Here is a 26,014-nt window from a genome sequence, read left to right as displayed (position 1 = left end):
ACTGATAGTGTCCGGCCGGACAACCATTCACGAATGAAAACACAAACCCCTTTCATATCAAATAATTAAATATTGGCACGTTACCTGCTTACGTTACCTGTTAATTACTCAGATAACGCTCAGCCAACTTTAGATAAAAGAACAAGGAATTCACATGAAAATCACCGCATCTCTCGCTGCTTTGTCTCTGGTATTCGCCTCTGCCGCCACAATGGCAAACGAAAGCCAACAGCTGTCGGTATCGGCCAACGGATTAAAAGGCCTGAATGTCGAAGCCGGCGCCGGCAGTTTCATGCTCACCGGCAGTGATACCGACCGGGTACAGGTCGAGGCTGATATCTTCCACCCCAAAGGTGACAAGCCTGAGTTCACGCTGGAAGTTCGCGGCAACACCGCCTATCTGGTGGCCAAATTCCCCGAATCCTATTCATTTTCAGGCAAGTCGCCCTACATCAATGTCACTGTGACTATGCCCCAAACCCTGATGTTAGACCTCGTGGACGGTTCGGGCGACATCGAAATCCGCGGCCTCACGAGTGATATCCGGGTTAACGATGGCTCAGGCAACCTCCTTATCGAGGGTGGCAATCAGGTGTCCATCAATGACGGCTCAGGGGATCTGACCCTGACCAAGAGCACTGGTGATGTGGATATCAACGATGGCTCCGGCAATATCACAGTATCCGACATTTCAGGCAACGCCGACATCCAGGACGGCTCCGGTGATATCAGGGTAACGGCTGTCATGGGGAATGCCAAAATTCAGGATGGTTCCGGCAATATCTTCGTTGACCAAGCCAAGGGCAAGGTCGAAATCACCGACGGCTCGGGCAATATCAACGTCAAAAACGCAGGGGGCCTGATTATCCACTCAGATGGCTCTGGCAGCGTAAATACCGCCAATATTCAAGGTGATGTGATCCTTCGCTAAGCTGACCTTTCACAATCCAGTCTTCCCGGCGCTGAAGCGGTCCAGAGCTTGCCTTGGCCGTTTCGGCCCACCCTCAACTGTTAATGAGTTCAGCGCTTGCGGATAACCAGGGTCACCTGGCCAACGGTAATGCCAAACTTATTGATATCGCTCTTGTTAAGCAGGGTGTTTTCATCAATCAGATAGAGCCAGTCGTCAAAAGCAACCTCAACCTCGCTGCCATCGACCTTAAGGCGCATATCGTAGCGCCAGCGCAGGGCAAAGCCTTCGAGCTGCCCCTCGGCGACACCTAAAATATCATCGGCACGACCAAGCCAGCGGCCAACGCCCTGTGGTTCGAGCTGCCATACCCGGCGCTGCTTTTCCCCATCATCAAATACAAAGTCTTCTTCGAGGATGATGCGATTGTCTTCGAGTCGCCCCTGCATGGTGACCACAAAGCGGCGAGTGACCTTGCCACTGATGTCCTGCACCATGCCATGGGCATCAAGCTCTCCCACGAAAAATTTATCCAGCTTCAGCTCGTTATTTACGCCGCGGTAATCGTCGATGTCGGCGCTCTCGCAGCCCAAAAGCAGGGTTGCACTCAAAAGTAACACTAACAATCGCATGAAGTTTCTCCCAAAAGCTGTGCCCTGAGGCTGGGCTCACTGGTGTCGTCTCTAAGCCAAATCCCCAAAAAGGCCTGCATCAAGCCGGTGTCTTTCACGCTGCCAAGGGATTGACCGTTATGGAAAAACTCGCCCTGGCTTTCATCGCTTGCCAGCAGAAGCAGGGTATCGCCGCGCTGCACATCCACCCACAAAGGCGCAAGTTTAGCCAAAAACGCCTTAACCTGAGCTTCACTCAGGCCCTGCTTTTTCCACTCGCTGCCAGTGGCATCCAGCAAGTCTTTGGCCTCGATATCCCGCGAGTATTGAATTTCCAGCGCCTGGGGATAGCGCCCGAGCTGGTACTGACCATCGACGGTGTAAAGGCTTGCGTGGTAAAGCTCAAGCCACAGCCAATTCATCTTGCCTTTGCCCACCCGGCTCATGCCATCAAGAGGGTTATCCGCACTGACGGCGGCGCCCACAAAGGAGCTGAGCGCGACCAGCAGTAGCGCCCCTGACAGCCTTTTAAATGCTTTGCCAGCTGATGTTATCGCCATGACAGGTAGTCTCCGTTGCCTGGCAGCCTTTGCTGCAGCCAAAAGAAGCCGGGAATAATCGCTCCCCAAAGAGGCGCAATGAGCAGGAAGGTGAGCAGGTTGCCAAGGGGCATTACCACGGCGCCAAACTCGGCCCCGGCAATGTAGCTGCCAGCGCCGCCGAACACACCGGTAAATACCTGCACCCAGATGGGCTGGTTGCCAAGCCAGGCGAGACAATGCCCCATGGCGAGTAAAAAATGCAGCCACAGCAACATCAGCCACACTGGCATGGCGCTGAACTCATACACCCCGGCGTACATCAGCAGTGTGTCCATGGTCATGCCTACGAGTGCCAGTGGCAGTAGCTGAAAGTCCTTAAGCCGCGTTGGACTTAAGGCAAAATGCACCAGCAACAACAGACACAGCCAAATCAGCCCCTCGCCTTGCCAAAGCACTGCAATCCACCAGGCGGCAGTGTAAACAGCGGCGCTGACAAGCAAAAACCATTGCCGGGTCATAGGGGGCTCCTTTGATTTTTAAGGGCGCCAGCCAGGTCTTGCCGCCACCAGATGCACAGCACTTGTGGTGCGCTCCCAGAAGCCGCCTTCGCAGTAGCTCAGATAAAACTTCCACAAGCGGATAAAGCGTTCGTCGTATCCCAGGCTGCGAATTTGTGGCAGTTCGCGGTCAACGTTCTCGTGCCAATGCTTCAAGGTGCGGGCGTAGTCTTCACCGATATCGTCCAGACTCAGCATTACCATGTCGGTACGCTGGGCAAGCAGGTTTGCCATTCGGCTCACTGACGGCAAACAGCCACCGGGGAAGATGTATTTTTGAATAAAATCACAACCTTTTCGGTAGCTCTCGTACCTCTGGTCAGCAATGGTGATGGCCTGCAGCAGCATTAATCCATCGTCCTTGAGCAGACTTTCGAGCTTGATGAAGAATCCGGGCAGGTATTCGTGTCCCACGGCTTCAATCATCTCGATGGAAACCAGGCGGTCGTATTTGCCCTCCAGCAATCGATAGTCTTTTTTCAGCAGGGTGATCTGACCTTCCAGCCCGGCCTCACGAATGCGTGCCTGGGCATAGTCGTGCTGCGCATCCGAGATGGTGGTGGTCGTCACCTTGACCCCGTAATGGGTTGCCGCGTAAATGGCGAGCGCTCCCCAGCCGGTACCGATTTCCAGAAGCTCCATGCCCGGCGCCAATTTCAGGCGCTCACAGATGGTGGCAAGTTTGTGTTGCTGGGCCGCCTCCAGGGTTGCATTGACATCGGGATAGATGGCAGAGGAATAGAGCATCGACTTATCGAGAAAACACTCGTACAGGGCGTTGCCCAAATCATAATGCGCCAGAATGTTGCGTTTTGAACCTTCAATGCTGTTACGACTTAGCAGATGGCTGATTCGGTTGGTGACCCCTGAGAGGAACGCAAAGCGCTTCTCCAGCCTGTCCAATAACGGCAGGTTGGCGGCAAAGAGACGTACCACCTCGGTCAGGTCCGGACTGTCCCAGTGACCATCGATAAAGGACTCCCCCGCCCCAACGGAGCCGGATAGAAGCACCTCTCGAAAAAACCGTGGCGACTTCACGTGGATTACCGCCTGAGGTCCCTGATGGCTGCCAAACACCAGAGTTTCGCCATCACAAATCAGTCGAAGGCCACCGTAGGAGAGGCCTTTGAGAGCGGTCAATAAGATCCGTTGAGCCAAAGATTCCAGCGTCGATGAAGTGCTCTTATTGGCAACTGCGGTATTGTCCATGGTTATTTCTCCACCGGCCCGGGGTGGGCCACAAAAGTCACACCTTTTCGAAACAGGCTCAGGGCCTGCCGATAAATGCCATACAGGATATAAGCTGTAAGCATGGGAAAACGTTTAAAAAATTTATTCAACCCTGCCTTATCAAAGGCCTGACCATGCAGCCGTAAACCGGCACGAAACAACCGCTCACCGCCGTCACGCTCGTTATCGATTTGAAGGTGAAAGCGTTCATTATTGACCTCAACCTGCCAGCGATAACGCATATCCAGGGTCATAAAGGGCGAGACGTGAAACACCTTGTCGTTCACTGCCTGGCCCTTGTCGTGTGCCTCGGTTACATCAACCAGATAACAATGGCGCTCGTTCCAGGGCGTGTTACTCACCTCTGCAAGCAGGTAGCGCTGCACATCGCCATCACATAAAAAGAAGAAATTCACCGGGCTGAAGTAGAAACCGAAATGACGCACCTGGCCGGCAAACACCACCCGGTTAAGCTCTCCCTCGGCGCCAAGTTCCCGGGCTTTGGCCAGCACACGTGCTTTTAACGCCTGCACAGCGTTTTCAGGGGTATCTCCTTTGCCATGAGTGTTATCGGCGGGACCATTGGCAATCAGGTAATCAGCTGCGCGAAATCGCAGCGGCCGAAACCACAACAGACCAAACAGGCCACTGAGGTTTGCCAGCCCAGGCAGCTCGTCCAGATCCATCACCAGCATGGCCATGGGGTAACTGAAGCTGTGGCGCACCGCCCCCAGCCGCTGATGGCTCACATGGCCAAAAAAGATGCCGCTGTTCATGCGCTCTCCAGGCTGACACCAAAGCGCTGGCACACATCCAGGGCGCTTCTTACGCCATCTTCATGGAAGCCGTTGTACCAGTAGGCGCCGGCAAAATGGGTGTGCTGCTGGCCGCAGATATCCGCTCTGCGCGCCTGCGCCGCCATGGCAGCCGAGGAAAACACCGGATGGGCATAGCTGAACTGGCGCAGAATCTTGTCTTTGGCGATGGCATCGGTCTGGTTGAGGGTCACCATAAAATCAGGAGAGCCCGCTGGCAGCCGCTGCAAGGTGTTCATGTGGTAAGTCACCGCCGCCGGACGCTGGTTGTCTTCGTCGAGACGATAGTTCCAGCTGGCCCAGGCGGCTTTGCGTTTTGGTAACAGTCCCGTGTCTGTGTGCAGTACCACGTCATTGCGTCTGTAAGGCAAGGCGCCAAGGACTTCCCGCTCGGCATCTGAGGCATCGGTGAGCAGCTTCAGTGCCTGATCGCTGTGACAGGCCAGTACCAGCTCGTCAAACTCATGCCAATCCTGGCCATTTGTCTGAATAGACACCCCTTCGCCATGGCGTTTTACCGCAGTCACCGGTGTCGAAAGATGAATGCGCTCGGCAAAAGGTGCCACCAGCGCCGGAATATAGCTGCGAGAGCCGCCCTTGAGCACATACCACTGAGGGCGGTCGCTGACATTCAGCAGGCCATGATTGTGGAAAAAGCGCAGGAAAAACTTCAGCTCAAAGGCCGCCATATCATCCAGGCTCGATGACCAAATGGCCGCCCCCATGGGCAATATGTAATGCCGTGCAAAAAAGTCAGAAAATTGTTCTTTGGCCAATAACTCACCCAGGGTGTTGCAGGGGTATTGCCCTGACTCGATACAGGCCTTGCCAAGTTTATTAAACCTGATGATTTCGTTCAGAAACCCCCAAAACTTTGGGCTGAACAAGTTGCGCTTTTGGGCAAACAGCGTCGCCAGAGTGTGGCCGTTGTACTCAAGGCCACTGTCGAGATTGTGGACCGAAAAGCTCATCTCGGTGGGAATACTTGTCACCGACAGCCGTGACAGCAGCTTCTGAAAGTTAGGATAGGTGCGGTCGTTGAATACGATAAAGCCGGTGTCTATCGCATAATCTTTGCCATCGACAGTGACATCCACGGTGGCCGTGTGTCCGCCGAGATAATCATTGGCCTCGAACAGACTCACCTCGTGCTGGCCTGAGAGCAAATGGGCAGTGGTGAGGCCGGAAATTCCCGAGCCGATAACGGCAATTTTTTTCATCTCATCTTCCAATGGTGATATGTAAAAAGCTCAAATGGTCACAGGTGAATACTGCAATCGGCCTCATCTCAGGCTGACTGGCGACTGACATTGCTTCGGGCAATCAGGCCCCATACAGCGCCCGGCAACAGAGCCAGCAGCCGCATAGGCCACAGCAGCCTGCGCGGGAACTGAATACGGTCTTTTTCACTGGCAAGTGCATCAACAATACGCCGTGCCGCATCCTCAACTTCAATCCGTCCCGGCATGGGGAAATCGTTTTTGTCAGTCAGTGGGGTGCGCACAAAACCGGGTTCTATCAGGGACACGCCGATGTCAGCGGGTGCCAGATGCAATCGCAAGGTGCTTGCCAGATATGCCAATGCCGCCTTGGAGGCGCCATAGGCTTCGGCGCGGGGCAGCGGCAAGAGCGCGGCGCTCGAGCCCATCAGCGCCAACCGGCCCCCGGCGGCCAATGCAGGCAAAAAGGCCTCGAGGCAGTAGCCCACAGAAATCAGATTGGTTTCAATCACCCGGGCGAACAACTTCCCATCGAAGGCCTTGGGATTATCTATGTACTCGCAGCTGCCGGCGTTAAGGATGATAAGGTCAAGCTCACCATCCAGAGACGACGCAGCCTCCAGGCAAGCCAGTCGGTCACAGATGTTGAACGTCAGGGTGGAGAGTTGGCAGGCAAAGCGCGGATGGGCGTGCAATAAGGCATCCAGGCGGGCTCTATCGCGGCCACAGGCCACCACCTGCCAACCGGATTTAAGGTATTCCAACGCCAGCGCCTGGCCTATGCCAGAGCTGGCGCCTGTGATAAGTACCCGTCCGCTCAGCATAGTCATTACTTGCCCGCCCTGTGTTTAACCAGCCGCACCAGAGCGCCAAGGCCGGGAATATGCTCATACAGCATGGCACCCGCATCGAAGTAGTCTCTGTGGTAGTCCACTTTGTCTCCGTAGCCAATCTGGCTCACGCCATCCACACTGATGGGCTTTCCACCGGCCAGTTTGGGATGGGCAAAGGTCATGGTCCATACCAGCATGGCCTGTTTGCCATCATCCATCACCCGATGAAACACAAAGTCTATGCTGCTCAGATTTTGGTACAGATTGGCAAAGTAGTCCTTGAGTGGCCCAAGCCCTTCAATGCGGTGCATGGGGTCACAAAACACCACAGTGTCAGCGTATACCTCATCGAGCAGCGCGAGGTTATGGGCACCCAGCTGCTGATACAGCGCCATCAACTTTTCAATGGGCGCCGACGCGGCAGCATTAAACGGGTTATGTTCCATCTCACCTTGTCCGAGGGGATGATGTTCCACCGGACAGTGCACACCTGCATTCATTCCCTAACCCTTCTTCATCACGGACATCACATCCAGTGCCCTGACACGGGCGCTGCTGTGCTCAACAATCGGAGGCGGATAGCCGCTGTTATCAAACAGCCCCGGTCCACTTGCCTGGTGCAGTGACCTGGTGGGCCACTGCGCTATTTCTGGTAGGTACTTACGGATAAAGCGAGCGTCGGGATCAAATTTTTCCGACTGACTCATAGGGTTAAAGATCCGAAAATAAGGCTGGGCATCACAACCTGTACCGGCGGCCCACTGCCAGCCACCATTGTTGGCCGCAAGGCAGCCATCGATAAGTTGCTCGCGAAAATATCGCTCACCCCAGCGCCAATCGATAAGCAGATGCTTGGTCAGAAAGCTGGCAACCACCATCCGCAGGCGATTGTGCATCCAGCCGGTTTGATTGAGTTGCATCATGGCCGCATCCACCAGCGGATAGCCGGTGCGGCCGTGTTTCCAGGCCTCAAATTCTGTTTCGTCATTGCGCCAGCGAATGCCATCACCGAGAGCATTAAAGTTCTTCGCCATGCTGAGGCCCGGGAAAGCCACCAGCAGGTGACGGTAAAATTCGCGCCACACCAGTTCGTTCAGCCAGGTGCGGCCCGGCGAGGATTCATTCACAAAGACATCGGGAAAGTCTTCCAACAGCGCCGCCAGACACTGGCGGGGGGATATCACCCCAAGCGCCAGATAGGGAGACAGACTGCTGGTGCCATCGATGGCAGGAAAGTCGCGCTGCTCGCCGTAGCTGGCCATGGCCAGCTCCCGAAAGCGGGACAACTTTTCCAGGGCCGCCTCCTGACCAACAGGCCATTTATCAAGAGCCGGATCATCGTCAACCTCTCCCCAAAACGCGAAGGGGGTGAATGCCACCGGCGCTGCCACGGGCGCGGGCGCAGGGATAGGCCAAAGCGAGCGGGAAGCGGCTATTTCACGCCAGCGACGGGCAAATGGAGTAAATACCCGGTACATGGCGCCGCCCTGGTCCCGCTGCCCCTGAGTGACCACGCTGCCGGGGGGCAGCATGCAGTGTTCATCGGTCAGATTCAGCGGAAAACCTTTATCCAGAAGTGCCTGATCGCGCCTGCGCTCATCAATCTCGATTTGCGCCCCGGCGAAGATGCTGGAGATGCCTTTTTCTTTACAAAACGCCTTGAGGGCGGCCGCGGTTTGGTTAAAAAAATCCACCTTCAGCAATGACAGCGTAATCCCCATGTTGGCAAGCTCTTCACCCAACGCGTTGAGATTTGCCAGTAAAAAGCGCTGCTGACGCACGCCCATGTCATGCTGTTGCCACTGGCCCGGGCTGGCGATAAAGAGCGCATAAACCTTGCCACCACGGGTATTGGCATCCTCACACGCCCGGGTCAGCGCTTGGTTATCTATAGTGCGAAGATCCTGCCTGAACCAGACAAGTGCATTCATATTTTTATTCCGTATTTCAGCATCTTGTCAGTAAGCATATCGCAAACGCAGCGAATCCGGATGCGGATTAAGATACACCTGAGCGGCGATGTAGTCGTTTGGGTGTTCCCGCAGGTAATGGCGGATCAGGGTAATGGGCACCAACAACGGTTGTACTCCCTGACGATAGGCAAGAATGGCATCGCTGAGCTCAGCCTTTTGGCTGCCGGAGAGGAATTTTTTGAAATAGCCCTGAATGTGCTGCAGCGCACTGGTGTGGTTACGGCGGCTCGCCTTGTGCTTCAGCGCCGTCATAAAGCCATCGAAGTAAGCGTCAGCCACGGCATCAAGCTCCCCATCACCCGCCAGCAAGGGGCCGAGGGTGCGGTAAATCGCCGGGCTGTGGGATAACAACAGATACTTGTAACGGGCATGAAAGTCGGTCAGCGCCTTGCGAGTCAGCCCCTTTAAGCGCATACAGTGCCAATCGTGATAGGCATATACCCGGGTAAAAAAGTTTTCCCGTATGACAAGGTCATGGAGCCGACCTTCCTCTTCCACCGGCAGATGGGGGAAGCGCTTCATCACGGCCGCCGCAAACACGCCCACACCTTCTTTGAAGCCACCGCTGCCGTCAGCCTTATAAACAGGCACCCGCTCCATCCCGCAGGTGGGAGACTTGGCGCAAAAGAGATAGCCGCTGAGAAAACCGAGTCCATCGGCTTTTTCATTGCAGAAAGACTGCAGCTGCTCTGTCACATCAATGCTGCCATCGGCACTGCGCACCCTGATTTCACCCTCAATGCGAACCTGACGGATACTTTTGCGTGGCGCACCCATGCCAATCGCCATTTCGGGGCACACAGGGACAAAATCGAAATGAGGCTTCAACTCCTGCTGGCAGTAGGCAGAGTTCTTGTGTCCGCCATCAAAGCGCACTTGTTCTCCCAGCAAGCAAGCGCTGATCCCTATTTGAATCCGGTCAGGGGTGAATTTGTGCATGGTGCGTCTCCCGAATGTATTGATGGTATTGCAATTACTCGTTCAAGATACGTGGCAGGAGGCAAAAGAGATCACAGAAACACGCGGGATTAAAGCGATTACCGCCATCGACGGTCCAGTTGATGGTTTAGTCAGGCGGCAAGGATAAATTAATTGCCCCCGGCGCTATGCGGCTCTGTCATTGCGCGGCTTAAGGAATATTATTCCTGTGGACAGTAATGCATTGAATTAAAAAACTTTAGCCTGCCTAAAGACGCCAGGACGCGCACAGAATTGCACAGGTGTGCACGTCATCCGGGGCATCAAACATCTGCCCATATCGGCCTCAATGACGGTATGTCGCGTTCGAGCCTGCGCCTGGCCCCTGAGCCTCAACGGCGACCCGCTGACGTGCCTTCAACCAACGCACCAATTCACCAAGTGGCTTGGGCCTGCATACCAAAAAGCCCTGAACTATCAGGTTGGGAACAGACTCCAGGTATTGATAGTCTCTTGGGTCTTCCACGCCTTCGGCCACCACAGACACCCCCAATTGGCGCCCTATATCGAGCAGCGACTTGAGAATGGTCTGTGCCAATGGGTCCATGTGAATTCCGCGTACCAGGCTCATGTCCAACTTAAGTTCACTGATTGGCAGGCGGCACAGCTGAGTTAAATTGGTATACCCGGTCCCAAAATCATCGATGGCAACGCCAAAATTGTGCAGCCGCAACCGGGAAATTCCCGAATGTTGCGACTGCTTATCAAGCGCCTGATTTTCTGTTATTTCTACCGTTACTCTGCTGATATCAACCTGCCATTTTTGACAAAAGCTCAGCAGTCGACGGGGCCAATAGCTCTGGCCAAGCTGGGTAGGGGTAAGGTTGATAGACAAACGGGCGTGACGGCATTCGGGCTGTTGGCCAATTTCGGCCCACTCCTTCAGGGCAGTCCCTATCAACTGTTCAGACACCGCATTGAGCAGGTTATGACGCTCGGCTACGGCCATAAAACTTTCAGGGGTCATCAGCTGTAATTGAGCCCCCTGCTGCATCCGGCAAAGTACCTCAAAGCCTTCGATACGGCCGGTGCCCACCTCTACCTGGGGCTGGTAGTAAGGAACCACTTTATGTTGCATGATGGATTCTCGAAGCGATTGTAATGTCATGGCAGGTCTGGACCTGTTCAGCTCCGGCGCCATCATCAACAGGCGCTCAATACAGATGTTCAGCTGCGTTTTACATACCGGCTTCATCAAGGCGCCCAAGAGCCGCAAATGGGCACCGAGCACAATCTGAGAGGCCGCTTCTATGATACGGCTCTCCATGCCCGAAGCGATAATAACGCCGCCCCGGTATTCAAGGCCCGACAGCTTTGATAGAAGCTCAATGCCGTCCATTCCCGGCATATGCAAATCCACCACCAAAATCTGGTATCGGTCCCTGTGCTCCCGAAGGCGCTGCAATGCCTCGGAGCCATCATGGCAGTAGTCCACGCTGGTCACATCCAGTTCACTGAAATATTTGGATAACAGCTGGCAGTAACTGAGTGAATCGTCAATGATGAGCACATTCAATGGCATAATATGACTCCGGACAGTCTGGGTACCGGGCCACGAAAAAATCAGTTTCATCCGTGAAACCCATGATGGACATTCAGTTTCAGGTAACGCCCCTGATGCCCACGTTATTTTCCAAGCCTAGTTCAGGGACGACCCAAGTCAAACCCGTGACGTTAGACAAAAGTGGAGGCTAGGGGCAAAAAATCTGCTATACTTCGCGCCCCTTTGTGAAAAGGCATATTCCGACCAAGGTGCCTAACTTACAAAAAAGCCCTTGTGAATCGTCTATTTACGCCAGGAATCATCATGAAATTCGAATCCTACAGTTTTGCCCCCGAAATACTGCAAGCCCTCGCCGAATGCGGTTATGAAACCATGACCCCTATTCAACGGCTGGCCATTCCCCCTGTCCGTCGCGGCCAGGACGTATTGGCTTCTGCCCAAACGGGAACCGGGAAAACTGCGGCTTTCGCATTGCCAATCCTGCAAAAGCTGCTGGACAATCCCAAGGCCAGAGAAGCGACCAAGACCCGCGCGCTGATCCTTGCTCCAACCCGCGAGCTGACAGAGCAGATTGCCAACAATATCAAAGCCTATGCCAAGCATCTTGAACTGGCTGTCACCACAGTATTCGGTGGCGGGAAAACCGATGTTCAGGCGCAAAAGCTGCGTAAAGGCACAGATATCATAGTTGCCACACCGGGGCGCTTACTCGAGCACTTGCTGGCGGGTAACCTGTCGTTGGCCGCCGTTGAATTTTTGGTTTTGGATGAAGCCGACCGCATGCTGGATATGGGCTTTATCGCCGACATCCAAAAGCTCATCCAGGCCTGTAATAAAGAACGCCAGACCCTGATGTTCTCGGCCACCTTCTCCGGTGGTGTGCGCAAGCTTGCCGATGAGATCATGAAAAAGCACACAGTGCTGACTGCCGACAGACACAACACCGCCGCCACAACCGTGAGCCAGGTGGTCTACCCGGTGGAACAGCGCCGCAAGCGCGAGCTGCTGTCTGAACTCATTGGCCGCAAAAACTGGCAACGGGTGCTGGTATTCTCGGCAACACGTGAAGACTGTGAAAAACTCACCGAAGAGCTGAACCTCGACGGCATCCCAAGCGCGGTGATCCACAGTGAAAAAGCCCAGGGCACCCGCAGAAGAGCACTGAAAGACTTCACCGAAGGCAAAATTCGGGTGTTGGTATCCACGGAAGTGGCCGCCCGTGGTTTGGACATCCCGGACCTGGAGTATGTGGTGAACTTCGACCTGCCCTTCCTGCCTGAAGATTATGTACACAGGGTTGGCCGCACCGGCCGAGCCGGAAAGAGTGGTGTTGCCATCAGTTTTGTCAGCCGCGAAGAAGAGCGCACCCTGGCCGACATTGAAAAACTCATTGGTCAGCGCCTCAAGCGTATCATGATGCCAGGCTATGAAGTATCCAACCGTGACCTCTTGCTCAAGCAGTTGCAAAAGCGTCGCAGCTTCGCGAAAAAGACCCGGGTTGAGAGTGATGCCGTTGCCCAGGTGGCCGCCGAAAAGAGCATGGCCGGACGCCGCGTTAAGGTAAAAGTTGGCTCAACCGGAAACACCAAAAAAATCAAATAAGCACCCGGTGCCATTGATTCAAGATAAAAGCGGCCTTAAGGCCGCTTTTATTTTTTCTGTTGCACCCGAACCTGAAAGACATTGCCCCTACCGCCGGTCTTTGAACATACCTTTAGTTGCCAAGAGACTGTCATGAAATCCATACCCGCCATGAAATCCATACCCGCCGTGAAATCCATGTGCGCATTGTTACGTCACCTATTATCTAGCCGGCTTACACTGAGTTTGCTCACCTGTCTTCTGTCTGTTGGGCTTATCCAGCCCACCATGGCAAACCCCATTGCCGCCGACGAAGTGTCAGTTGCGCCACTGCTGAATGGCGAAACCATTCCCGATATCCAGCTCTTCGACAGCAAGGGCAAATCGGTCAGCCTCAAGGCGCTGAGCGCACAAAAGCCCACAGTATTCTTTTTCTACCGTGGCGGATGGTGCCCCTTTTGTAATAACCAATTGGGGCAACTCAAAGAAATCGAGCCCAAGCTCATTGAGCTTGGCTATCAACTGGTGGGGATAAGCCCGGACAGCCCCGAAAAGCTCGCTGAAGCAGCGGGAGAGCGTAAGCTCGACTATTTGCTGTTGTCCGATGCCAATATGGACGCGGCCAGAGCCTTTGGCCTGGCGTTTTTCACCAGTGAAAAAACCACCCAAACCTACCTGAGCCGCATGAAGCTTGAAAACCCGCTGTTCAAAACCCCTGAAGGCGATGAGCGTTTGGTGTTGCCGGTTCCCGCTGTGTACATCACAGATACCCAGGGCCTTGTTCACTTCCAGTATGTGAATCCCAATTTTCGGGTCAGGCCTGCCCCCAAGCTTATCCTGACAGCGGCAGAGCTTGCCCGCCAGCAGGGATAAAGCCGCTTTACAGTGCCAATTCGGCGTCCTTACAATAAGCGGCCTTTCAATGATGGATATGCTTATGTCGACGCCGAATTACAACGCTTCCCTGCTGGCCATGGCCACCGCCGCCCTGAACGCTCTGGATTCATCCCATGCCGGGGCCGCCCACGCCACCGAAGCGCAGCAAAGCCACTTCCTCTGTAGCTGGATGGCACAGGCGTTAAAAGACAAAAGCTTCGATAAAGCCATTGCCGGAGAGCTGACCCTCTGGGTACGGCAGGGGCGCAGTATGGGGGCATCGGCAAAGCTCAAGCGATTGCTGCAGACCATACGTCATCAGTATTCCACGCTGGCAGAACACACCAGCGGACTCGGCAGTGCCCTTGCTGCCATGCTGGACGAAGCCCGGCAACAGGAGGTCATTGTCTACACAGATACGCCCATCAAAACCAAACTCAAGCTGGATGCCGATGGCCAATCGTCTATCATTGTGTGCGCCGACGAATATCAGCAGCACATTCAGAATGGCGAGCTCATCAAGCCCATCAGCCTGTTTGTTCGCGCTGACGAAAAGTACCTTGCCAACCTTGCATTCAGTCATGGTCTCATGCTGACACAAGGCGATAAAAAATCGTCACTTATCAAACATCACAAGCGCTATGGATTGTTTCCCAAAAACCATCTGCCCTCTTTGGCTCTGCTGACATTTCATTAACAAAAGCGTAGAGTGAGAGGGAACCCACAGATGGAGCCCCGATGATGCTACGTGTTGCCCTCTATGCTCTGATGTTGTTTTCAATGGTAGCCGTGGCAGATAACACGCCCAATCCTCCCACTCTAAAGTATTGCATCACGGGGTCCAGCAGTTGGTACCCCTATTACATCCCCGACAGTCCACAGGCGCCGGGACTCATGTCTGAGTTGCTGCCGCTGCTGTTGGAGCGCGCTGGTGTAAAGGGGCAGAACGTGCCCTTGCCCCCCAATCGCACCAACCAGGCGCTGGCAAAAGGTACCCTGGATTTTGACATAGTCAGCCCCAGCTGGTTTGAACACGGGGATTTTGGTCCCCTGTTTGTAAAATCCGAGCCCATAATGCAAATCACTGAGCACATCATCACCCTGCCACAAAATCAGGAAAGATGGGCTAACATCAGCAGCATCAAGGGCAAGGAAATCGGAACCGTAATGGGGTATCTGTACCATGATGACCATGAGTTCATCCGTGCCGATTTCAAGTCAGAACAAGAGCTGATTAAAGCCCTGCATCGACAGCGGATAGGTGCCGCAATCAGCGGCGATTACACAGCCCTTTATTGGTCATCCAAGCTGAATTTGCCCATTGCCCTCGCCGCCAAACACTCGTCGGGGGATTTGGTATTCCGATTACGCAAGGAGCGCGCTGCCTTGCTGCCCGCCATCAACAGCGCCATCGCCACCTTAAAGGCCGACGGCACCATAGATGCCCTGATAGACAAGTACACCCACTCCATTGAAGCTACCCCGTGATGCTGAGTCCCAGTGAGTCCCGGTAGTGCATGTCCCAGCCTCACTGCCGGGTTTTCCTGAAAATGGGCTATGAAACCCGGCCCATACTGAAAACGTCGCCAATAAAAAAAGCGCCCACTGGCGCTTTTTTATTGGCAGTTCAGCGAGCCTGTCAGTCGGCCTTCGGCTCTCCAAGGCTATAACCGTTCAGTTTCACATTGGCCTGCTCCACCACCTGCATAGCCTGGGTGGTCAGGGCATTGTTGCCGTTAAGGAGGTCATTCAGACCACCGTGTGCCTTATCCACCAAGCCCAGCTCACGTAGCATGGCATCCACCACCGGGGCATTGGCACGGTAGTTGAGCGCCGCCTGGGTCACCTGCTCGGCAATACCGCCATTGGCAGCGCCTTCGCCGTTAGCCAGTGTGGCACCGTTTGCACCATAACCCTGCAAAATCTTAATGCCTTCAATGTTTTCCAGCGGTTTAACCGCATTGGCCACAATCTCCGGCAGGGCGCGCAGAATGGCGAGGGACTTTTGCAGCTCGATCTGTTCGTCACGGAGCACGTTTTCGGCCTCGTACAGCGCCTGCTTACCGGCCGCTTCCACCGCGTACACCTTCTCATCGGCCTCTGCCTTAAGCTTCTTGGCATCGGCATTGGCACGGGCTTCGGTGAGGATGGCGGATGAGCGGTCTTCTGCAGCACGCTTCTCCGCTTCGGCCTGAACCGTCACGCCCACGGCCTCACGCTCGGCTTCCTTGCGGGCGTCAATCACTTCAATCTCTTTGCGACGGTTGGCCTCGGCCACCTGACGCACAGTGATAACCGCTTCTTCTTTCTCTACTTTCAGCTTTTCAGCCTCGGCAGCGCGGGCTCGGGCGGCGGACTCTTCTTCCGACTTGGCAGCAACGGCAATTTGCTTTTCCTGCTCGGACACTTCGATGTCACGCTGCTGCTGAATACGGGCCTGCTCGATGGTTTTGCGCTTTTCGATTTCGCGAGTTTCGATTTCCCGGGTCTTTTCAATCTCGGCCGCTTCTACCGCACGTTCTTTGGCGATTTCCGCTTCACGCTCTTCACGGGACTTCTGCTCCCGCTGCTTGATGATTTCCGCCTTCTGCTCGGCGCGCTTGAATTCCAGCGCCTGCTGCTGCACCAGCTTGGCCTCTTCTTCGGCCTTTTTGATTTCCAGCGACTCTTTTTCGGCTTCGAGGTTACGCATCTCAATCTTGATGCGGTTTTCCTGCTGAATATCGTTGGTCTCTTTACGCTTTTCTTCGATGATTTTGGCCAGACGCGCACGGCCTTCAGCGTCGAACGCGTTATTTTCATTGAAGAAATCAAGCTCGGTCTGGTCAAAGCCGGTCAGGGAAACTGACTCCAGCTCCAGGCCGTTTTTCTCAAGGTCATTGGCCACGTTGTTTTGCACCCGCTGCACAAAATCGGCGCGCTGCTCGTGCATCTCTGTCATAGTCATCTCGGCGGCCACGGCACGCAGCACGTCAACAAACTTGGACTCCATCAGCTTTTTCAGCTCTTCCACCCGGGTAGTACGGGTACCCAGAGTCTGAGCCGCCATGGAAATGCCCTCGGCGTGAGGAGCAACCCGTAGGTAGAAGTCGGCTTTCACGTCCACCCGCATGCGATCTTTGGTGATAAGCGCGTCTTTCTGGGTCTTTTCCACTTCAATGCGCAGGGTATTCATATTCACATGGATGGTTTCGTGCAGCACCGGCAGTACGATGGCACCGCCATCCTTAACCACCTTCTCACCGCCAAAACCGGTTCGCACGAAGGCGGTTTCTTTGGTGGCACGGCGATAGAGCTTGGCGAAGATAAGCCCGATTACCAAAAGTCCCAATACCGCCACACCCGCTATCATCAGCATAAAGGTGCCGCTGTCGGTAAAAATTTGTGAGTTGTCCATCTAGCTTCCTTGTTATCTACAACAGTTTATTGAGTAAATTGACTGGCGGACCACACCCGGCCCACCCTGCGAATAAGCACTACCTGAGTGCCCTGAATAAATTCATCCCCGGCCACTTCGGGCTCCACCAACACATAGTGTTTTTGTTGAAACTGGTCTTTTACCAGCGCCTCTGACGGGTTGCCCTTTACCGCGCGGCCAAGGGTAATGGTTGCCACGCAGCCACTGAGTTCATCAATGGACAGGGCACTGCTTTCATTTTTGGGCAGCATGTCGGCCAGCGGCGCACCGAGGAAACGACAACCCAGCGCGGCGCCCGCAATGGCCAAAGGCACAGACATCCATTGCACCAGCGGCTGACCGAGTAAGCTGATAAAGAGGAAATTGACGCTGTAGCCGGCAATAACAAAGCAGGTCATGGCCAGCACCAGCCAAATCAGCAGGGGCAAGCGATTCAGACACAGCCAGCCAATCAAACCGGTGAGGCCACCGCCTGCGATATCTGCGTCCATATCGACATCGGCCAGATCCCAGTCTTTGAGCAGCCCCATCAGGCTCAGGCCAGTGACCAGTGCCAGGGCTTCGATTATCCCGAGCAGCAGAATGACAGTTAATACGATACTGAATGGAAAGTTTGCATCAGCAAATAAAAAGCCAAGCATTATCAACTCCTTGTACAGAATGCTATTCCGTGGCTGCGACTTTTGGTGCAAGAAATCCGAGCATATCAAAGCGTGAGTCTTTGCCAAGCATTTTTACCCGCTTTCGGGGCTTATCCGCTAAGATAGGCGCAAACCCATTAAGCACGCGAACCCATGACGACAAGTTACCTCAAGCTCAAGGGCCATTTTGCCCAGATCTCTCACTTTGAACACTTCAGCGCCCTGGGCGACTGGGATCAAGCCACCATGATGCCCATGGGCGGCAGCGAAGGCCGCAGCGATGCCATGGCAACGCTGGCAGGCCATATCCATGGGCTGCGCACCGCGCCCTGGTTGCTGGACGAAATCAATAACGCCGAGTCTGAGCCCCTTACAGCCAAGGAGCAGGCCAACCTGCGGGAGATGAAGTACCAGTGCCAGCAGGCCATCGCAGTACCCCAGGCGCTGGTCGAAGCCAAGACCAAGGCCGCCTATCAGTGTGAAAACGCCTGGCGTGAGCAGCGTAAACACAATGACTGGTCTGGCTTTAAACCCAACCTCGAAAACGTGATGGCACTGGTACGGGAAGAAGCCGGCCACCGGGCGGCAGTCACAGGGCTTTCTCTCTACGATACCCTGCTGGATAAGTTTGAACCCGGCATGAGAGCCGCCACCCTTGAAACCACCTTTGCCGGGCTTCGCAGCACGCTTCCCGGCCTTATCCAGCAGATCCTCGACAAACAGGCCAGCGAGCCTGTTATCCAGCTTGAAGGGCCTTTCGACATAGGCGCCCAGGAGAAGATAGGCCGTGAACTCATGGCGCTGCTGGGGTTTGATTTCAATCAAGGGCGTCTGGATGTATCCAGTCATCCCTTCTGCGGCGGCGTACCGGGGGATGTACGCCTCACCACCCGCTACCGGGACGATGACTTTACCGGCGCCCTGCTTGGCATCATCCACGAAACCGGCCATGCCCGCTATGAGCAGGACCTGCCATTGGCGCTTCGGGGGCAACCGGCCGGGCTTGCGCGCTCCATGGGTATCCATGAAAGCCAGAGTCTGTTTTTTGAAATGCAGCTGGGTGCCAGCAAACCCTTTATCGAGCTCATCACCCCCATCATCAACCGTCATCTGGGACGCAATTTCAGCGCCGATGCCCTGGTCAACCTCTATACCCGGGTCAAGCCGGGCCTCATCCGGGTCGATGCCGACGAAGTCACCTACCCCTGCCATATATTGCTGCGATTCGATGCCGAGAAAGCACTGATGGATGGCTCTCTGGCCGTGGCCGACTTGCCGGACTTCTGGTCTGCGGGCATGCAGGAGCTGCTGGGGATTAACACTGATGGCGATTATCGAAACGGCTGCATGCAGGACATCCACTGGACTCTGGGTGAACTGGGGTACTTCCCAAGCTATACCCTGGGTGCCATGTACGCCGCTCAGCTGCGCTTTGCCATGGAAAAAACACTGGGACCACTGGAGATCGCCATCGGCCAGGGGCGCCTTGGAGAGATTTTTGCCTGGCTTGAGCAGCATATCTGGTCACAGGGTTCACTCATGGATACCGACAGTCTCATCAAGGCCACCACCGGCGAAGCACTCAACTTCCGCTATCTGGAACAGCACCTGCGTCAGCGCTATCTGGGCGAATAACCCAGTCTCGGGTATAATTGCGCCCTTTGTGATTTGAACAGGCAGTAAACAAAGGGCGTACCATGCAACTCAGGGCGATTCAGGCCAACGATTGGCCGGCAATTCTCAACATTCAGGACGAATGCTACAACGCAGTGGATCCAGAGCCGTTACACGTGCTTAAAAGCAAATGGGAAGTCTCGCCAGACTCTTGTTTTGTGATGGAAAAAGACGGCCAGGTGCTGGGTTATTGTTTGGCACACCCCTGGGTGGAAACCACACCGCCTCCCCTGTATCACGCCCTGACCGAGCTGCCCACACCCAATACCCTGTATCTGCACGATATGGCAATTTCTGCCCGCGCCCAGGGCCTGGGTGCCGGTGGCAAGGCACTGTCCAAACTCAAGCAGCTGGCCGAGCGCTGGTCACTGAACTCTCTGTCTCTTGTGGCGGTTCAGGGCGCCGACAGCTACTGGCGCCGTCAGGGCTTTGCCGACAGCCAAAGCCTCAAATGCCTTGGCAGCTACAGTGACGATGCCAGCTATATGATACTGCCCCTGTGAGGCAATAATGCACCCAGCACTGACCACGGTTGCCCTGCTCTGCCTGTCGAATATCTTTATGACATTCGCCTGGTATGGACATCTCAAGTCGCTCAACCATAAACCATGGATAATCGCGGCACTGGTCAGCTGGGGCATCGCCCTGTTCGAGTACCTCTTGCAGGTACCGGCCAATCGCATTGGCTACACGGTAATGAACGTGGGCCAGCTTAAAATTTTACAGGAAGTGATTACACTGAGTCTGTTTGTGCCCTTTGCCTATTTCTATCTCAAAGAGCCATTGAAACTCGACTACCTCTGGGCAGGCCTGTGCATCCTCGGGGCTGTGTATTTTATTTTCCGCAGCGAATTCAGCTAAAAACAACGAAAGGGTTTTACCATGGCACGTCAGGTTGCTTACACCTATAAAGGCCAGGCAAAAGTGATTAACTTTGCCTACGACAAGTACCACGATATGTACGAGGCCGCAGCCGCCGCCGAAGGGGTGGACCTCACCCGCTTTCTGGCCATGGAACAACAGGTTGCCATGACGGCCAAAGGCAAGGGCGCCCTCAAAAGCTACCGTTTGAACGAATTTTCCCGCATGGGTTTTAAAGACATTCGCATGTTGCGGGACGATGAACAGGTCTGAATTATGATAAATCAAGAACATGCCAATTTTCCCCGCGCCGGTTTTTTCCGCCGCCTCGGGGCCATGGTGTACGACCTTATGCTGGCAGCCGCGGTGTGGATCCTCGCCGGTGTCGTCAGCTTTGCTCTCTTTGCCGTGCTGGTGAATGTGGGCCTGATTGACCGCGGCGGTCACGAGCACGTCATCGATGTGATGAATGCCAACTCCCTGTATCGCAATCTGAATTTTGCCTGGATACTGCTGTGTGTGGCGATGTTTTATGTGGTGTTTTGGAGCCGCGGCGGCCAAACCCTGGGCATGCGCGCCTGGCGTTTAAAGGTGCAGCACCCCAATGGCCAAAACTTGAGTTTTATCGCCGCTGCCGCCCGTCTGGTATGGTCGCTGTTTGGTCTGGGAAATCTGTTTATCCTCATCAATCCCGACAAACTGGCGCTGCAGGACAAGATGACCCGCTCCGAGGTGGTGGTACTGTCGGTGGAAGCCAACCAGATGAAAAACTGGCACGGTATGCAGTAACCCTTTTACGGGTGACATGGGCTGCATACGCACGCCACATGAACGTGCAAAACAGCAGCCAAATAACAAGGGCACCCCAGGGTGCCCTTGTTATTTGTGTTAATCAGCCTTCACACCGTTATGTATCAGCGTCGGATATAGAACACAGCCGCACCGGCGAATAAGAGCGCTGGCGCACCTGCCCCAATAAAGGCCGGCAGCTGGTAAACCATGGTCATGGGGCCGAAGATTTCGTTGCAGATATAAAAGCTGAAACCGGCCACCACACCCAGCAGTACCCTGGCGCCCATGGTCACGCTGCGAAGCGGACCGAAAACGAAGGACAGGGCAACCAGCATCATCACGGCCACAGTCACAGGTTGCATCAGCTTACGCCACAATGCCAACTCGTAACGGCTGGGGTCCTGGCTGTTAATGCGCAGATAATCCAAATAGCCCATCAGCCCCTGGATAGACAGGGATTCGGGTTTCACCGACACCACGCTGAGTTTGTCCGGTGTCAGGCTCGACTGCCAAATCTCGCTGTCGACTTCCTCCCTGACGATGGCGTCTTCGGTGATATGGGTTTTACTCACCCCCTGCATCTGCCATGCCTTGCCATCGAAGGTGGCCCTGCGCGCATTGACCACATGGTTGAGGCGCTCTTGCTGATCAAACTCGTACAGGGTGATGTTGCCCAGGGTATTGATGTCCGTCACTTCGCCTATGTTCACAAAGAGGTCACCATCTTTGGCCCAAATCCCGCGATGGGACTTAATCAGGCTGCCGCCGGAAATCATGGTGGCCTTAAGCTCGTTGGCGCGCTGCTCTGCGGCGGGCGCAACCCACTCGCCGAGTGCCATCACCAGCAGCATCAGAGGTATCGCGGTTTTCATGGCCGACAGGGTAATTTGCAGTCGTGACTGACCCGAGGCCTGCATCACCACCAATTCGGAGTTGGCGGCCATCATACCCAGGCCTATCAGAGCCCCCAGCAGCACCGCCATGGGGAAAAACATCTCGATATCACGGGGGATAAGAAACAGCACATACACACCGGCATCCATCATGGTGTAGCTGCCACGGCCCACCAGACGCAACTGATCCACCCACTTGATAATGCCGGACAAGCCAGTCAGCACCAGCAAACACAGGGACGAGGTACTGATAAGCACCCGGGCAATATACCAGTCCAGGATACTCATGCTGCGGCCCTCCGCTTGAAGCGACCACTGAGACGGGCACCCAGAGGCCGCTCTTTACCCAGCAGCATCATGCCCATCACGAGGGCCGACAGGTGTATCCACCACATGCCCAGAAACGCGGGAACCACTTCATCTTCCAGCGCCTTGCGCCCGGCCACCATCAGGCCGAAGTAACCCAAATACAAGAGGATTGCCGGCAGCATCTTGGCAAACTTGCCCTGACGCACATTGACCCTTGCCATGGGTACGGCAATCAGGGTCATCAGAGGGATAGCCAGGGGAATAGCAATACGCCAGTGCAGCTCGGCCACGGCTTCGGGGGTATTCTGGTCGAGCAACTGGTTTAGGGGCAATGCCGACATCTTGCGCCTGCGCTCGTCGACCTCCTGCTCCTTGATTTGCATACCATAGCCGCCAAACTCAAGCACCTGATAATCCAGGCTCTTGGGCGAACCCTGATAGCGAACGCCGTCGTTCAACTTAAGCTGCTGTGCGCCGGTGGCATCTTCCACCACCTTGCCTCCGGCGGCAGACACCAGATTAATCTGGCCATGTTCATCGTCGGGATCGGGCAACTGGGCCACGAACACCTTTTCCAGCTCGTTGTCTTTACCGATTTTCTCCACAAAGAGTACGGCGCGACCATCGGGACTGGTTTGAAAACGGCCCTGCACCAGGGCAGCCAGACCGGCCTCAGATTGTGCTTTTTCAAGCACCTGATTTTGGCGCTCTTCCGCCCAGGGTGTCACAAACAGGGATAAATAGCCGGTAAACAGCATATTGAGCACGGCCAGCAGCAGGGTCACCCGGGTGACATACCATTCACTCACCCCAACCCCGTGGAACACCACCATTTCGCTTTCGGCGTACATGCGCCCATGGGCCATCAAAATGCCCAGAAACAAGCTCAGGGGCAGCACGAGCACGGCAAGATAGGGTAGATTCAACCCAAGCAAGGTAACGACTAAAGAGGCAGGAAACTCACCGTCCGACGCGTCGGCAAGTACACGGACAAAATGCTGGCTGATAAAAACAGTCAACAGCACCAAAAGTACCGCGATTTGTGCCTTGAAAACTTCTTTGAAAAGATATCTAAATACAATCACAGGCAGGATCCGGTATCAAAACTTATCATTTTGCTGGTATCAGCCTAACATTCATGTAAACTGTCTACTTTTGATAGTTTTCTGACCAACACCATCACAAGGCGCCACGGCATTAAGCGCTGAGTAACAGGCCTTGGCGCAGAAACTTAGGCCCGATTTCGGGCACAAGCAGGCATTATCCAATAAATATAAAAATTTGTCTTTAAGAATCTAGGAGTGCTCATGGAGTTTAGCGTAAAGAGCGGCAGCCCGGAAAAACAACGCTCAGCGTGCATTGTTGTGGGTGTATACGAACCCCGCCGTTTGTCCGGCATCGCAGAGCAACTGGACAAGATCAGCGAAGGTTATATCAGCAATTTGTTGCGTCGTGGTGATCTGGAAGGCAAGCCAGGCCAGATGCTGCTTTTGCACCACGTGCCCAATGTGCTCAGCGAGCGCGTTCTCTTGGTAGGTTGTGGTAAAGAGCGCGAGCTGGACGAGCGTCAATACAAGCAAATCATCGCCAAGACCATCAACACCCTTAACGAAACAGGTTCCATGGAAGCCGTATGCTTCCTCACTGAACTGCACGTTAAAGGTCGCGATACCTATTGGAAAGTGCGTCAGGCCGTAGAAACCACCCAAAACAGTCTCTACAGCTTCGATACCCTGAAAAGCCGCAAGGGCGAGACCCGTCGTCCACTGCGCAAGCTGGTGTTTAACGTGCCTACCCGCCGTGAACTCACCGTGGGCGAGCGAGCCATTGAGCACGGTGTAGCCGTGGCCTCGGGTATGCACCTGTGCCGCGACGTGGCCAACATGCCGCCTAACATCTGTAATCCGGCTTACCTCGCCTCTCAGGCACGTCAACTGGCTGAAGTACACGAAAACCTGCAGGTGACTACCGTGGGTGAAGAGCAAATGGCCAAACTGGGCATGAACTCTTACCTCGCCGTGGGCCGTGGCAGTGCCAATGAGTCCATCATGACGGTGATGGAGTACAAGGGCGCCGTGGACAGCACCGCCAAGCCTATCGTGCTGGTTGGTAAGGGCCTGACCTTCGACTCGGGCGGTATCTCTCTCAAGCCGGGCGAAGCCATGGATGAGATGAAATACGACATGGGTGGTGCCGCCGGTGTTATCGGCACCATGAAGGCCATCTGTGAGATGAAGCTGCCGCTGAACGTAGTGGGTATTCTGGCTGGCTGTGAAAATATGCCTTCCGGCAATGCTTACCGTCCCGGTGACATCCTTACCACCATGAGCGGTCAAACCGTGGAAGTGCTGAACACCGACGCCGAAGGCCGTCTGGTGCTTTGCGACGTGCTGACTTACGTTGAGCGTTTCGACCCTGAGCTGGTAGTCGACACCGCCACCCTGACCGGTGCCTGTGTAATTGCGCTGGGTAAGCACGCCTCAGGCCTCTTCTCTTCCCACAACCCGCTGGCACACGAGCTGCTGAGCGCCGGTGAGCAAAGTGGTGACCGCGCCTGGCGCATGCCACTGTGGGATGAGTATCAGGACATGCTGGACAGTCCTTTTGCCGACATGACCAACCTCGGTGGTCGTCCGGCGGGCTCCATCACCGCAGCCTGTTTCCTGTCGCGCTTTGCCAAGAAATACAACTGGGCACACCTGGACGTAGCAGGTACCGCCTGGAACAGCGGTGCCAACAAGGGCTCTACCGGTCGTCCGGTTCCTCTGTTGACCCAGTTCCTGATAAACCGCGCCGGTGTAGAACAGGGCGAATAAGCCAAATAGCTGTTTTAAGCACATAAAAAAGCGAAGCCCCGGCTTCGCTTTTTTGTTGCTTGTAATCCGCTGGTTTCAGGACGCCTTGTCGATGCGCAGGTCCTGGGCACTGGTGGCGCGGCGGCGGCAAGCTTCACCAAAGGCCTTGAAAATCTTAATGGAGTCAGGATTTTCAAGGGCCTTCCACTCAGGATGCCACTGCACCCCAAGGGTGAACTGCGGCAGATAGGGAGCATGCAGTGCCTCCACCAAACCATCTTCGGCTACCGCCAGCGCTTCCAATCCCTTACCCAGGGTTTTAATGCCCTGACCGTGGAGCGAGTTCACTTCTATGGTGTCCCCAAGCAGCTTATGCAGCCAGGAGCCCTTCACCATGCTGATGCTGTGACTGGCACCATACTGCACCTCGGGCGGAGTGTCCGGATCTTCACGGTGATCGTTCAGATGGTCCTCATCATGTACCGTCTGATAAAGGTCGCCGCCAAAGGCGATATTCATCTCTTGCATGCCACGGCAAATACCCAGTATCGGCAAGCCCCGTTTAACGGCGCCCTTGATAAGCTCAATATCCACCAGATCCCGTGCCAAATCCTGCTTTTTTTCGGGCGTGAGATTTTCCTGTCCATAGAGGTTGGGGTCGATATTGGAGGCTGCACCGGAAAGGTAAACGCCGTCTGCCATGTCCAGATATTGTTCAATATCTGCCACACCAAAGCAGGTAGGGATAAGTAGCGGAATGCAGTCGGAAATGTCTACCACAGGCTGCATATATTTGTGGGTCATGACCTGATAGGCGTGGCCATTTCTGTCTTGCTGACCCATGGACATTAAAATGACCGGTTTTCGTTCTTGTCTTGCTGATTCTTGTTGTAAGGGCATAGATCACCTGATTTTCAAACGCGTTGAGTTCGCGCTTTGGGCATAGCCTGGCATGGTTAAAACCATACGCTTATCAGGATGATGCGTTGGTTTAAACGGCT

General features: G+C 54.8%; 27 protein-coding genes. 11 read left to right on the top strand and 16 right to left on the bottom strand.

What is annotated here, in order from left to right; translation table 11 throughout:
- The first annotated feature begins 154 nt into the window (after positions 1–154).
- Positions 155–931: a DUF4097 family beta strand repeat-containing protein gene (locus K0H79_RS04150; protein WP_220077427.1), complete on the top strand. Its 777-nt coding sequence runs from the start codon at positions 155–157 to the stop codon at positions 929–931.
- An 89-nt stretch (positions 932–1,020) separates the two neighbouring features.
- Here the strand turns inward: K0H79_RS04150 and K0H79_RS04145 are convergent, their stop codons facing one another.
- The 11 genes from K0H79_RS04145 to K0H79_RS04095 all read right to left on the bottom strand — a co-directional run bounded on the left by K0H79_RS04145 (position 1,021) and on the right by K0H79_RS04095 (position 11,191).
- Entirely contained in the window at positions 1,021–1,542 is a 522-nt protein-coding gene (locus tag K0H79_RS04145) for a DUF3833 domain-containing protein (protein WP_220077426.1), read from the bottom strand.
- Positions 1,530–2,081, bottom strand: a complete 552-nt coding sequence (locus K0H79_RS04140) for a chalcone isomerase family protein (RefSeq protein WP_220077425.1) — start codon at positions 2,079–2,081, stop codon at positions 1,530–1,532. The genes K0H79_RS04145 and K0H79_RS04140 overlap by 13 nt, the downstream gene beginning before the upstream one ends.
- Positions 2,072–2,581 (bottom strand): DUF2878 domain-containing protein, encoded by a 510-nt coding sequence (locus tag K0H79_RS04135; RefSeq protein WP_220077424.1) that lies wholly within the window; start codon positions 2,579–2,581, stop codon positions 2,072–2,074. The genes K0H79_RS04140 and K0H79_RS04135 overlap by 10 nt, the downstream gene beginning before the upstream one ends.
- An 18-nt stretch (positions 2,582–2,599) precedes the next feature.
- Positions 2,600–3,829 (bottom strand): cyclopropane-fatty-acyl-phospholipid synthase family protein, encoded by a 1,230-nt coding sequence (locus K0H79_RS04130; protein WP_220077423.1) that lies wholly within the window; start codon positions 3,827–3,829, stop codon positions 2,600–2,602.
- A gap of 2 nt (positions 3,830–3,831) precedes the next feature.
- Complete coding sequence (locus K0H79_RS04125) at positions 3,832–4,626, bottom strand: DUF1365 domain-containing protein (protein WP_220077422.1); 795 nt, start codon at positions 4,624–4,626, stop codon at positions 3,832–3,834.
- Positions 4,623–5,885 (bottom strand): NAD(P)/FAD-dependent oxidoreductase, encoded by a 1,263-nt coding sequence (locus tag K0H79_RS04120; RefSeq protein WP_220077421.1) that lies wholly within the window; start codon positions 5,883–5,885, stop codon positions 4,623–4,625. Before K0H79_RS04120 ends, K0H79_RS04125 begins: the two co-directional genes overlap by 4 nt.
- 68 nt (positions 5,886–5,953) lie before the next feature.
- On the bottom strand, positions 5,954–6,715 hold the full coding sequence (locus tag K0H79_RS04115; protein WP_220077420.1) for an SDR family NAD(P)-dependent oxidoreductase: 762 nt from the start codon (positions 6,713–6,715) through the stop codon (positions 5,954–5,956).
- Entirely contained in the window at positions 6,715–7,218 is a 504-nt protein-coding gene (locus tag K0H79_RS04110) for a nuclear transport factor 2 family protein (RefSeq protein WP_258405474.1), read from the bottom strand. Before K0H79_RS04110 ends, K0H79_RS04115 begins: the two co-directional genes overlap by 1 nt.
- A gap of 3 nt (positions 7,219–7,221) precedes the next feature.
- Positions 7,222–8,649: a deoxyribodipyrimidine photo-lyase gene (gene phrB / locus K0H79_RS04105; protein WP_220077419.1), complete on the bottom strand. Its 1,428-nt coding sequence runs from the start codon at positions 8,647–8,649 to the stop codon at positions 7,222–7,224.
- A gap of 27 nt (positions 8,650–8,676) precedes the next feature.
- Positions 8,677–9,630, bottom strand: coding sequence for a DUF523 and DUF1722 domain-containing protein (locus K0H79_RS04100; RefSeq protein WP_220077418.1), 954 nt, complete (start codon positions 9,628–9,630; stop codon positions 8,677–8,679).
- 325 nt (positions 9,631–9,955) lie between these two features.
- Entirely contained in the window at positions 9,956–11,191 is a 1,236-nt protein-coding gene (locus K0H79_RS04095) for an EAL domain-containing protein (RefSeq protein ID WP_220077417.1), read from the bottom strand.
- Between the two features lie 285 nt (positions 11,192–11,476).
- Between K0H79_RS04095 and K0H79_RS04090 the strand changes: the two genes are divergently transcribed.
- The 4 genes from K0H79_RS04090 to K0H79_RS04075 all read left to right on the top strand — a co-directional run bounded on the left by K0H79_RS04090 (position 11,477) and on the right by K0H79_RS04075 (position 15,118).
- Positions 11,477–12,775 carry a DEAD/DEAH box helicase gene (locus K0H79_RS04090; RefSeq protein ID WP_220077416.1) on the top strand — a complete coding sequence of 433 codons (1,299 nt, stop codon included), beginning with the start codon at positions 11,477–11,479 and terminating at the stop codon, positions 12,773–12,775.
- Positions 12,776–12,952: 177 nt separating this feature from the next.
- A complete protein-coding gene (locus tag K0H79_RS04085) occupies positions 12,953–13,627 on the top strand; it encodes a peroxiredoxin-like family protein (protein WP_408733382.1) in 675 nt (224 codons plus the stop codon).
- A 64-nt stretch (positions 13,628–13,691) separates the two neighbouring features.
- The gene (locus tag K0H79_RS04080; protein WP_220077415.1) at positions 13,692–14,327 is read left to right on the top strand and encodes a DUF2913 family protein; all 636 of its coding nucleotides are present in this window, start codon (positions 13,692–13,694) and stop codon (positions 14,325–14,327) included.
- 41 nt (positions 14,328–14,368) lie between these two features.
- Complete coding sequence (locus K0H79_RS04075) at positions 14,369–15,118, top strand: transporter substrate-binding domain-containing protein (protein ID WP_220077414.1); 750 nt, start codon at positions 14,369–14,371, stop codon at positions 15,116–15,118.
- A gap of 151 nt (positions 15,119–15,269) precedes the next feature.
- On the opposite strand, the gene K0H79_RS04070 is transcribed toward K0H79_RS04075, so the two are convergent.
- Positions 15,270–17,027, bottom strand: a complete 1,758-nt coding sequence (locus K0H79_RS04070; protein WP_220066902.1) for a flotillin family protein — start codon at positions 17,025–17,027, stop codon at positions 15,270–15,272.
- A 26-nt stretch (positions 17,028–17,053) separates the two neighbouring features.
- Positions 17,054–17,689: a YqiJ family protein gene (locus tag K0H79_RS04065; protein ID WP_220066901.1), complete on the bottom strand. Its 636-nt coding sequence runs from the start codon at positions 17,687–17,689 to the stop codon at positions 17,054–17,056.
- 153 nt (positions 17,690–17,842) lie between these two features.
- Here K0H79_RS04065 and K0H79_RS04060 point away from each other — a divergent pair, with 153 nt between their 5' ends.
- The 5 genes from K0H79_RS04060 (at position 17,843) to K0H79_RS04040 (ending at position 21,013) form a co-directional block, all read left to right on the top strand.
- Positions 17,843–19,324, top strand: coding sequence for a carboxypeptidase M32 (locus K0H79_RS04060; RefSeq protein WP_220077413.1), 1,482 nt, complete (start codon positions 17,843–17,845; stop codon positions 19,322–19,324).
- Between the two features lie 62 nt (positions 19,325–19,386).
- Positions 19,387–19,866, top strand: coding sequence for a GNAT family N-acetyltransferase (locus K0H79_RS04055; RefSeq protein ID WP_220066899.1), 480 nt, complete (start codon positions 19,387–19,389; stop codon positions 19,864–19,866).
- Between the two features lie 7 nt (positions 19,867–19,873).
- Entirely contained in the window at positions 19,874–20,224 is a 351-nt protein-coding gene (locus K0H79_RS04050; protein WP_011758917.1) for a DMT family protein, read from the top strand.
- A gap of 21 nt (positions 20,225–20,245) precedes the next feature.
- Complete coding sequence (locus K0H79_RS04045) at positions 20,246–20,497, top strand: DUF2960 domain-containing protein (RefSeq protein WP_220077412.1); 252 nt, start codon at positions 20,246–20,248, stop codon at positions 20,495–20,497.
- Positions 20,498–20,500: 3 nt separating this feature from the next.
- Positions 20,501–21,013, top strand: a complete 513-nt coding sequence (locus K0H79_RS04040; protein ID WP_220066898.1) for an RDD family protein — start codon at positions 20,501–20,503, stop codon at positions 21,011–21,013.
- Positions 21,014–21,138: 125 nt separating this feature from the next.
- Here K0H79_RS04040 and lptG read toward each other — a convergent pair whose 3' ends face one another.
- Both lptG and lptF read right to left on the bottom strand, forming a co-directional pair.
- Entirely contained in the window at positions 21,139–22,197 is a 1,059-nt protein-coding gene (gene lptG, locus K0H79_RS04035; protein WP_220066897.1) for an LPS export ABC transporter permease LptG, read from the bottom strand.
- Positions 22,194–23,303 carry an LPS export ABC transporter permease LptF gene (lptF, locus tag K0H79_RS04030; RefSeq protein ID WP_220066896.1) on the bottom strand — a complete coding sequence of 370 codons (1,110 nt, stop codon included), beginning with the start codon at positions 23,301–23,303 and terminating at the stop codon, positions 22,194–22,196. Before lptF ends, lptG begins: the two co-directional genes overlap by 4 nt.
- Positions 23,304–23,525: 222 nt before the next feature.
- Here lptF and pepA point away from each other — a divergent pair, with 222 nt between their 5' ends.
- Positions 23,526–25,034 (top strand): leucyl aminopeptidase, encoded by a 1,509-nt coding sequence (pepA, locus tag K0H79_RS04025; protein WP_220077411.1) that lies wholly within the window; start codon positions 23,526–23,528, stop codon positions 25,032–25,034.
- A gap of 75 nt (positions 25,035–25,109) precedes the next feature.
- Here pepA and K0H79_RS04020 read toward each other — a convergent pair whose 3' ends face one another.
- Positions 25,110–25,862 (bottom strand): gamma-glutamyl-gamma-aminobutyrate hydrolase family protein, encoded by a 753-nt coding sequence (locus K0H79_RS04020; RefSeq protein ID WP_258405473.1) that lies wholly within the window; start codon positions 25,860–25,862, stop codon positions 25,110–25,112.
- Positions 25,863–26,014: the final 152 nt, after the last annotated feature.

Source organism: Shewanella sp. FJAT-52076 (assembly GCF_019457455.1).
Taxonomy (GTDB): Bacteria; Pseudomonadota; Gammaproteobacteria; order Enterobacterales; family Shewanellaceae; genus Shewanella; species Shewanella zhangzhouensis.
The sequence above is the reverse complement of the archived record's forward strand: the minus strand, read 5'-3'. Positions and strand labels throughout refer to the sequence as shown.

Bases quoted from the DNA above. Each gene is read 5' to 3' on its own strand.
- K0H79_RS04150 (WP_220077427.1), top strand. From the start codon at position 155: ATGAAAATCACCGCATCTCTCGCTGCTTTGTCTCTGGTATTCGCCTCT.
- K0H79_RS04145 (WP_220077426.1), bottom strand. From the start codon at position 1,542: ATGCGATTGTTAGTGTTACTTTTGAGTGCAACCCTGCTTTTGGGCTGC.
- K0H79_RS04140 (WP_220077425.1), bottom strand. From the start codon at position 2,081: ATGGCGATAACATCAGCTGGCAAAGCATTTAAAAGGCTGTCAGGGGCG.
- K0H79_RS04135 (WP_220077424.1), bottom strand. From the start codon at position 2,581: ATGACCCGGCAATGGTTTTTGCTTGTCAGCGCCGCTGTTTACACTGCC.
- K0H79_RS04130 (WP_220077423.1), bottom strand. From the start codon at position 3,829: ATGGACAATACCGCAGTTGCCAATAAGAGCACTTCATCGACGCTGGAA.
- K0H79_RS04125 (WP_220077422.1), bottom strand. From the start codon at position 4,626: ATGAACAGCGGCATCTTTTTTGGCCATGTGAGCCATCAGCGGCTGGGG.
- K0H79_RS04120 (WP_220077421.1), bottom strand. From the start codon at position 5,885: ATGAAAAAAATTGCCGTTATCGGCTCGGGAATTTCCGGCCTCACCACT.
- K0H79_RS04115 (WP_220077420.1), bottom strand. From the start codon at position 6,715: ATGACTATGCTGAGCGGACGGGTACTTATCACAGGCGCCAGCTCTGGC.
- K0H79_RS04110 (WP_258405474.1), bottom strand. From the start codon at position 7,218: ATGAATGCAGGTGTGCACTGTCCGGTGGAACATCATCCCCTCGGACAA.
- phrB (WP_220077419.1), bottom strand. From the start codon at position 8,649: ATGAATGCACTTGTCTGGTTCAGGCAGGATCTTCGCACTATAGATAAC.
- K0H79_RS04100 (WP_220077418.1), bottom strand. From the start codon at position 9,630: ATGCACAAATTCACCCCTGACCGGATTCAAATAGGGATCAGCGCTTGC.
- K0H79_RS04095 (WP_220077417.1), bottom strand. From the start codon at position 11,191: ATGCCATTGAATGTGCTCATCATTGACGATTCACTCAGTTACTGCCAG.
- K0H79_RS04090 (WP_220077416.1), top strand. From the start codon at position 11,477: ATGAAATTCGAATCCTACAGTTTTGCCCCCGAAATACTGCAAGCCCTC.
- K0H79_RS04085 (WP_408733382.1), top strand. From the start codon at position 12,953: ATGTGCGCATTGTTACGTCACCTATTATCTAGCCGGCTTACACTGAGT.
- K0H79_RS04080 (WP_220077415.1), top strand. From the start codon at position 13,692: ATGTCGACGCCGAATTACAACGCTTCCCTGCTGGCCATGGCCACCGCC.
- K0H79_RS04075 (WP_220077414.1), top strand. From the start codon at position 14,369: ATGATGCTACGTGTTGCCCTCTATGCTCTGATGTTGTTTTCAATGGTA.
- K0H79_RS04070 (WP_220066902.1), bottom strand. From the start codon at position 17,027: ATGGACAACTCACAAATTTTTACCGACAGCGGCACCTTTATGCTGATG.
- K0H79_RS04065 (WP_220066901.1), bottom strand. From the start codon at position 17,689: ATGCTTGGCTTTTTATTTGCTGATGCAAACTTTCCATTCAGTATCGTA.
- K0H79_RS04060 (WP_220077413.1), top strand. From the start codon at position 17,843: ATGACGACAAGTTACCTCAAGCTCAAGGGCCATTTTGCCCAGATCTCT.
- K0H79_RS04055 (WP_220066899.1), top strand. From the start codon at position 19,387: ATGCAACTCAGGGCGATTCAGGCCAACGATTGGCCGGCAATTCTCAAC.
- K0H79_RS04050 (WP_011758917.1), top strand. From the start codon at position 19,874: ATGCACCCAGCACTGACCACGGTTGCCCTGCTCTGCCTGTCGAATATC.
- K0H79_RS04045 (WP_220077412.1), top strand. From the start codon at position 20,246: ATGGCACGTCAGGTTGCTTACACCTATAAAGGCCAGGCAAAAGTGATT.
- K0H79_RS04040 (WP_220066898.1), top strand. From the start codon at position 20,501: ATGATAAATCAAGAACATGCCAATTTTCCCCGCGCCGGTTTTTTCCGC.
- lptG (WP_220066897.1), bottom strand. From the start codon at position 22,197: ATGAGTATCCTGGACTGGTATATTGCCCGGGTGCTTATCAGTACCTCG.
- pepA (WP_220077411.1), top strand. From the start codon at position 23,526: ATGGAGTTTAGCGTAAAGAGCGGCAGCCCGGAAAAACAACGCTCAGCG.
- K0H79_RS04020 (WP_258405473.1), bottom strand. From the start codon at position 25,862: ATGTCCATGGGTCAGCAAGACAGAAATGGCCACGCCTATCAGGTCATG.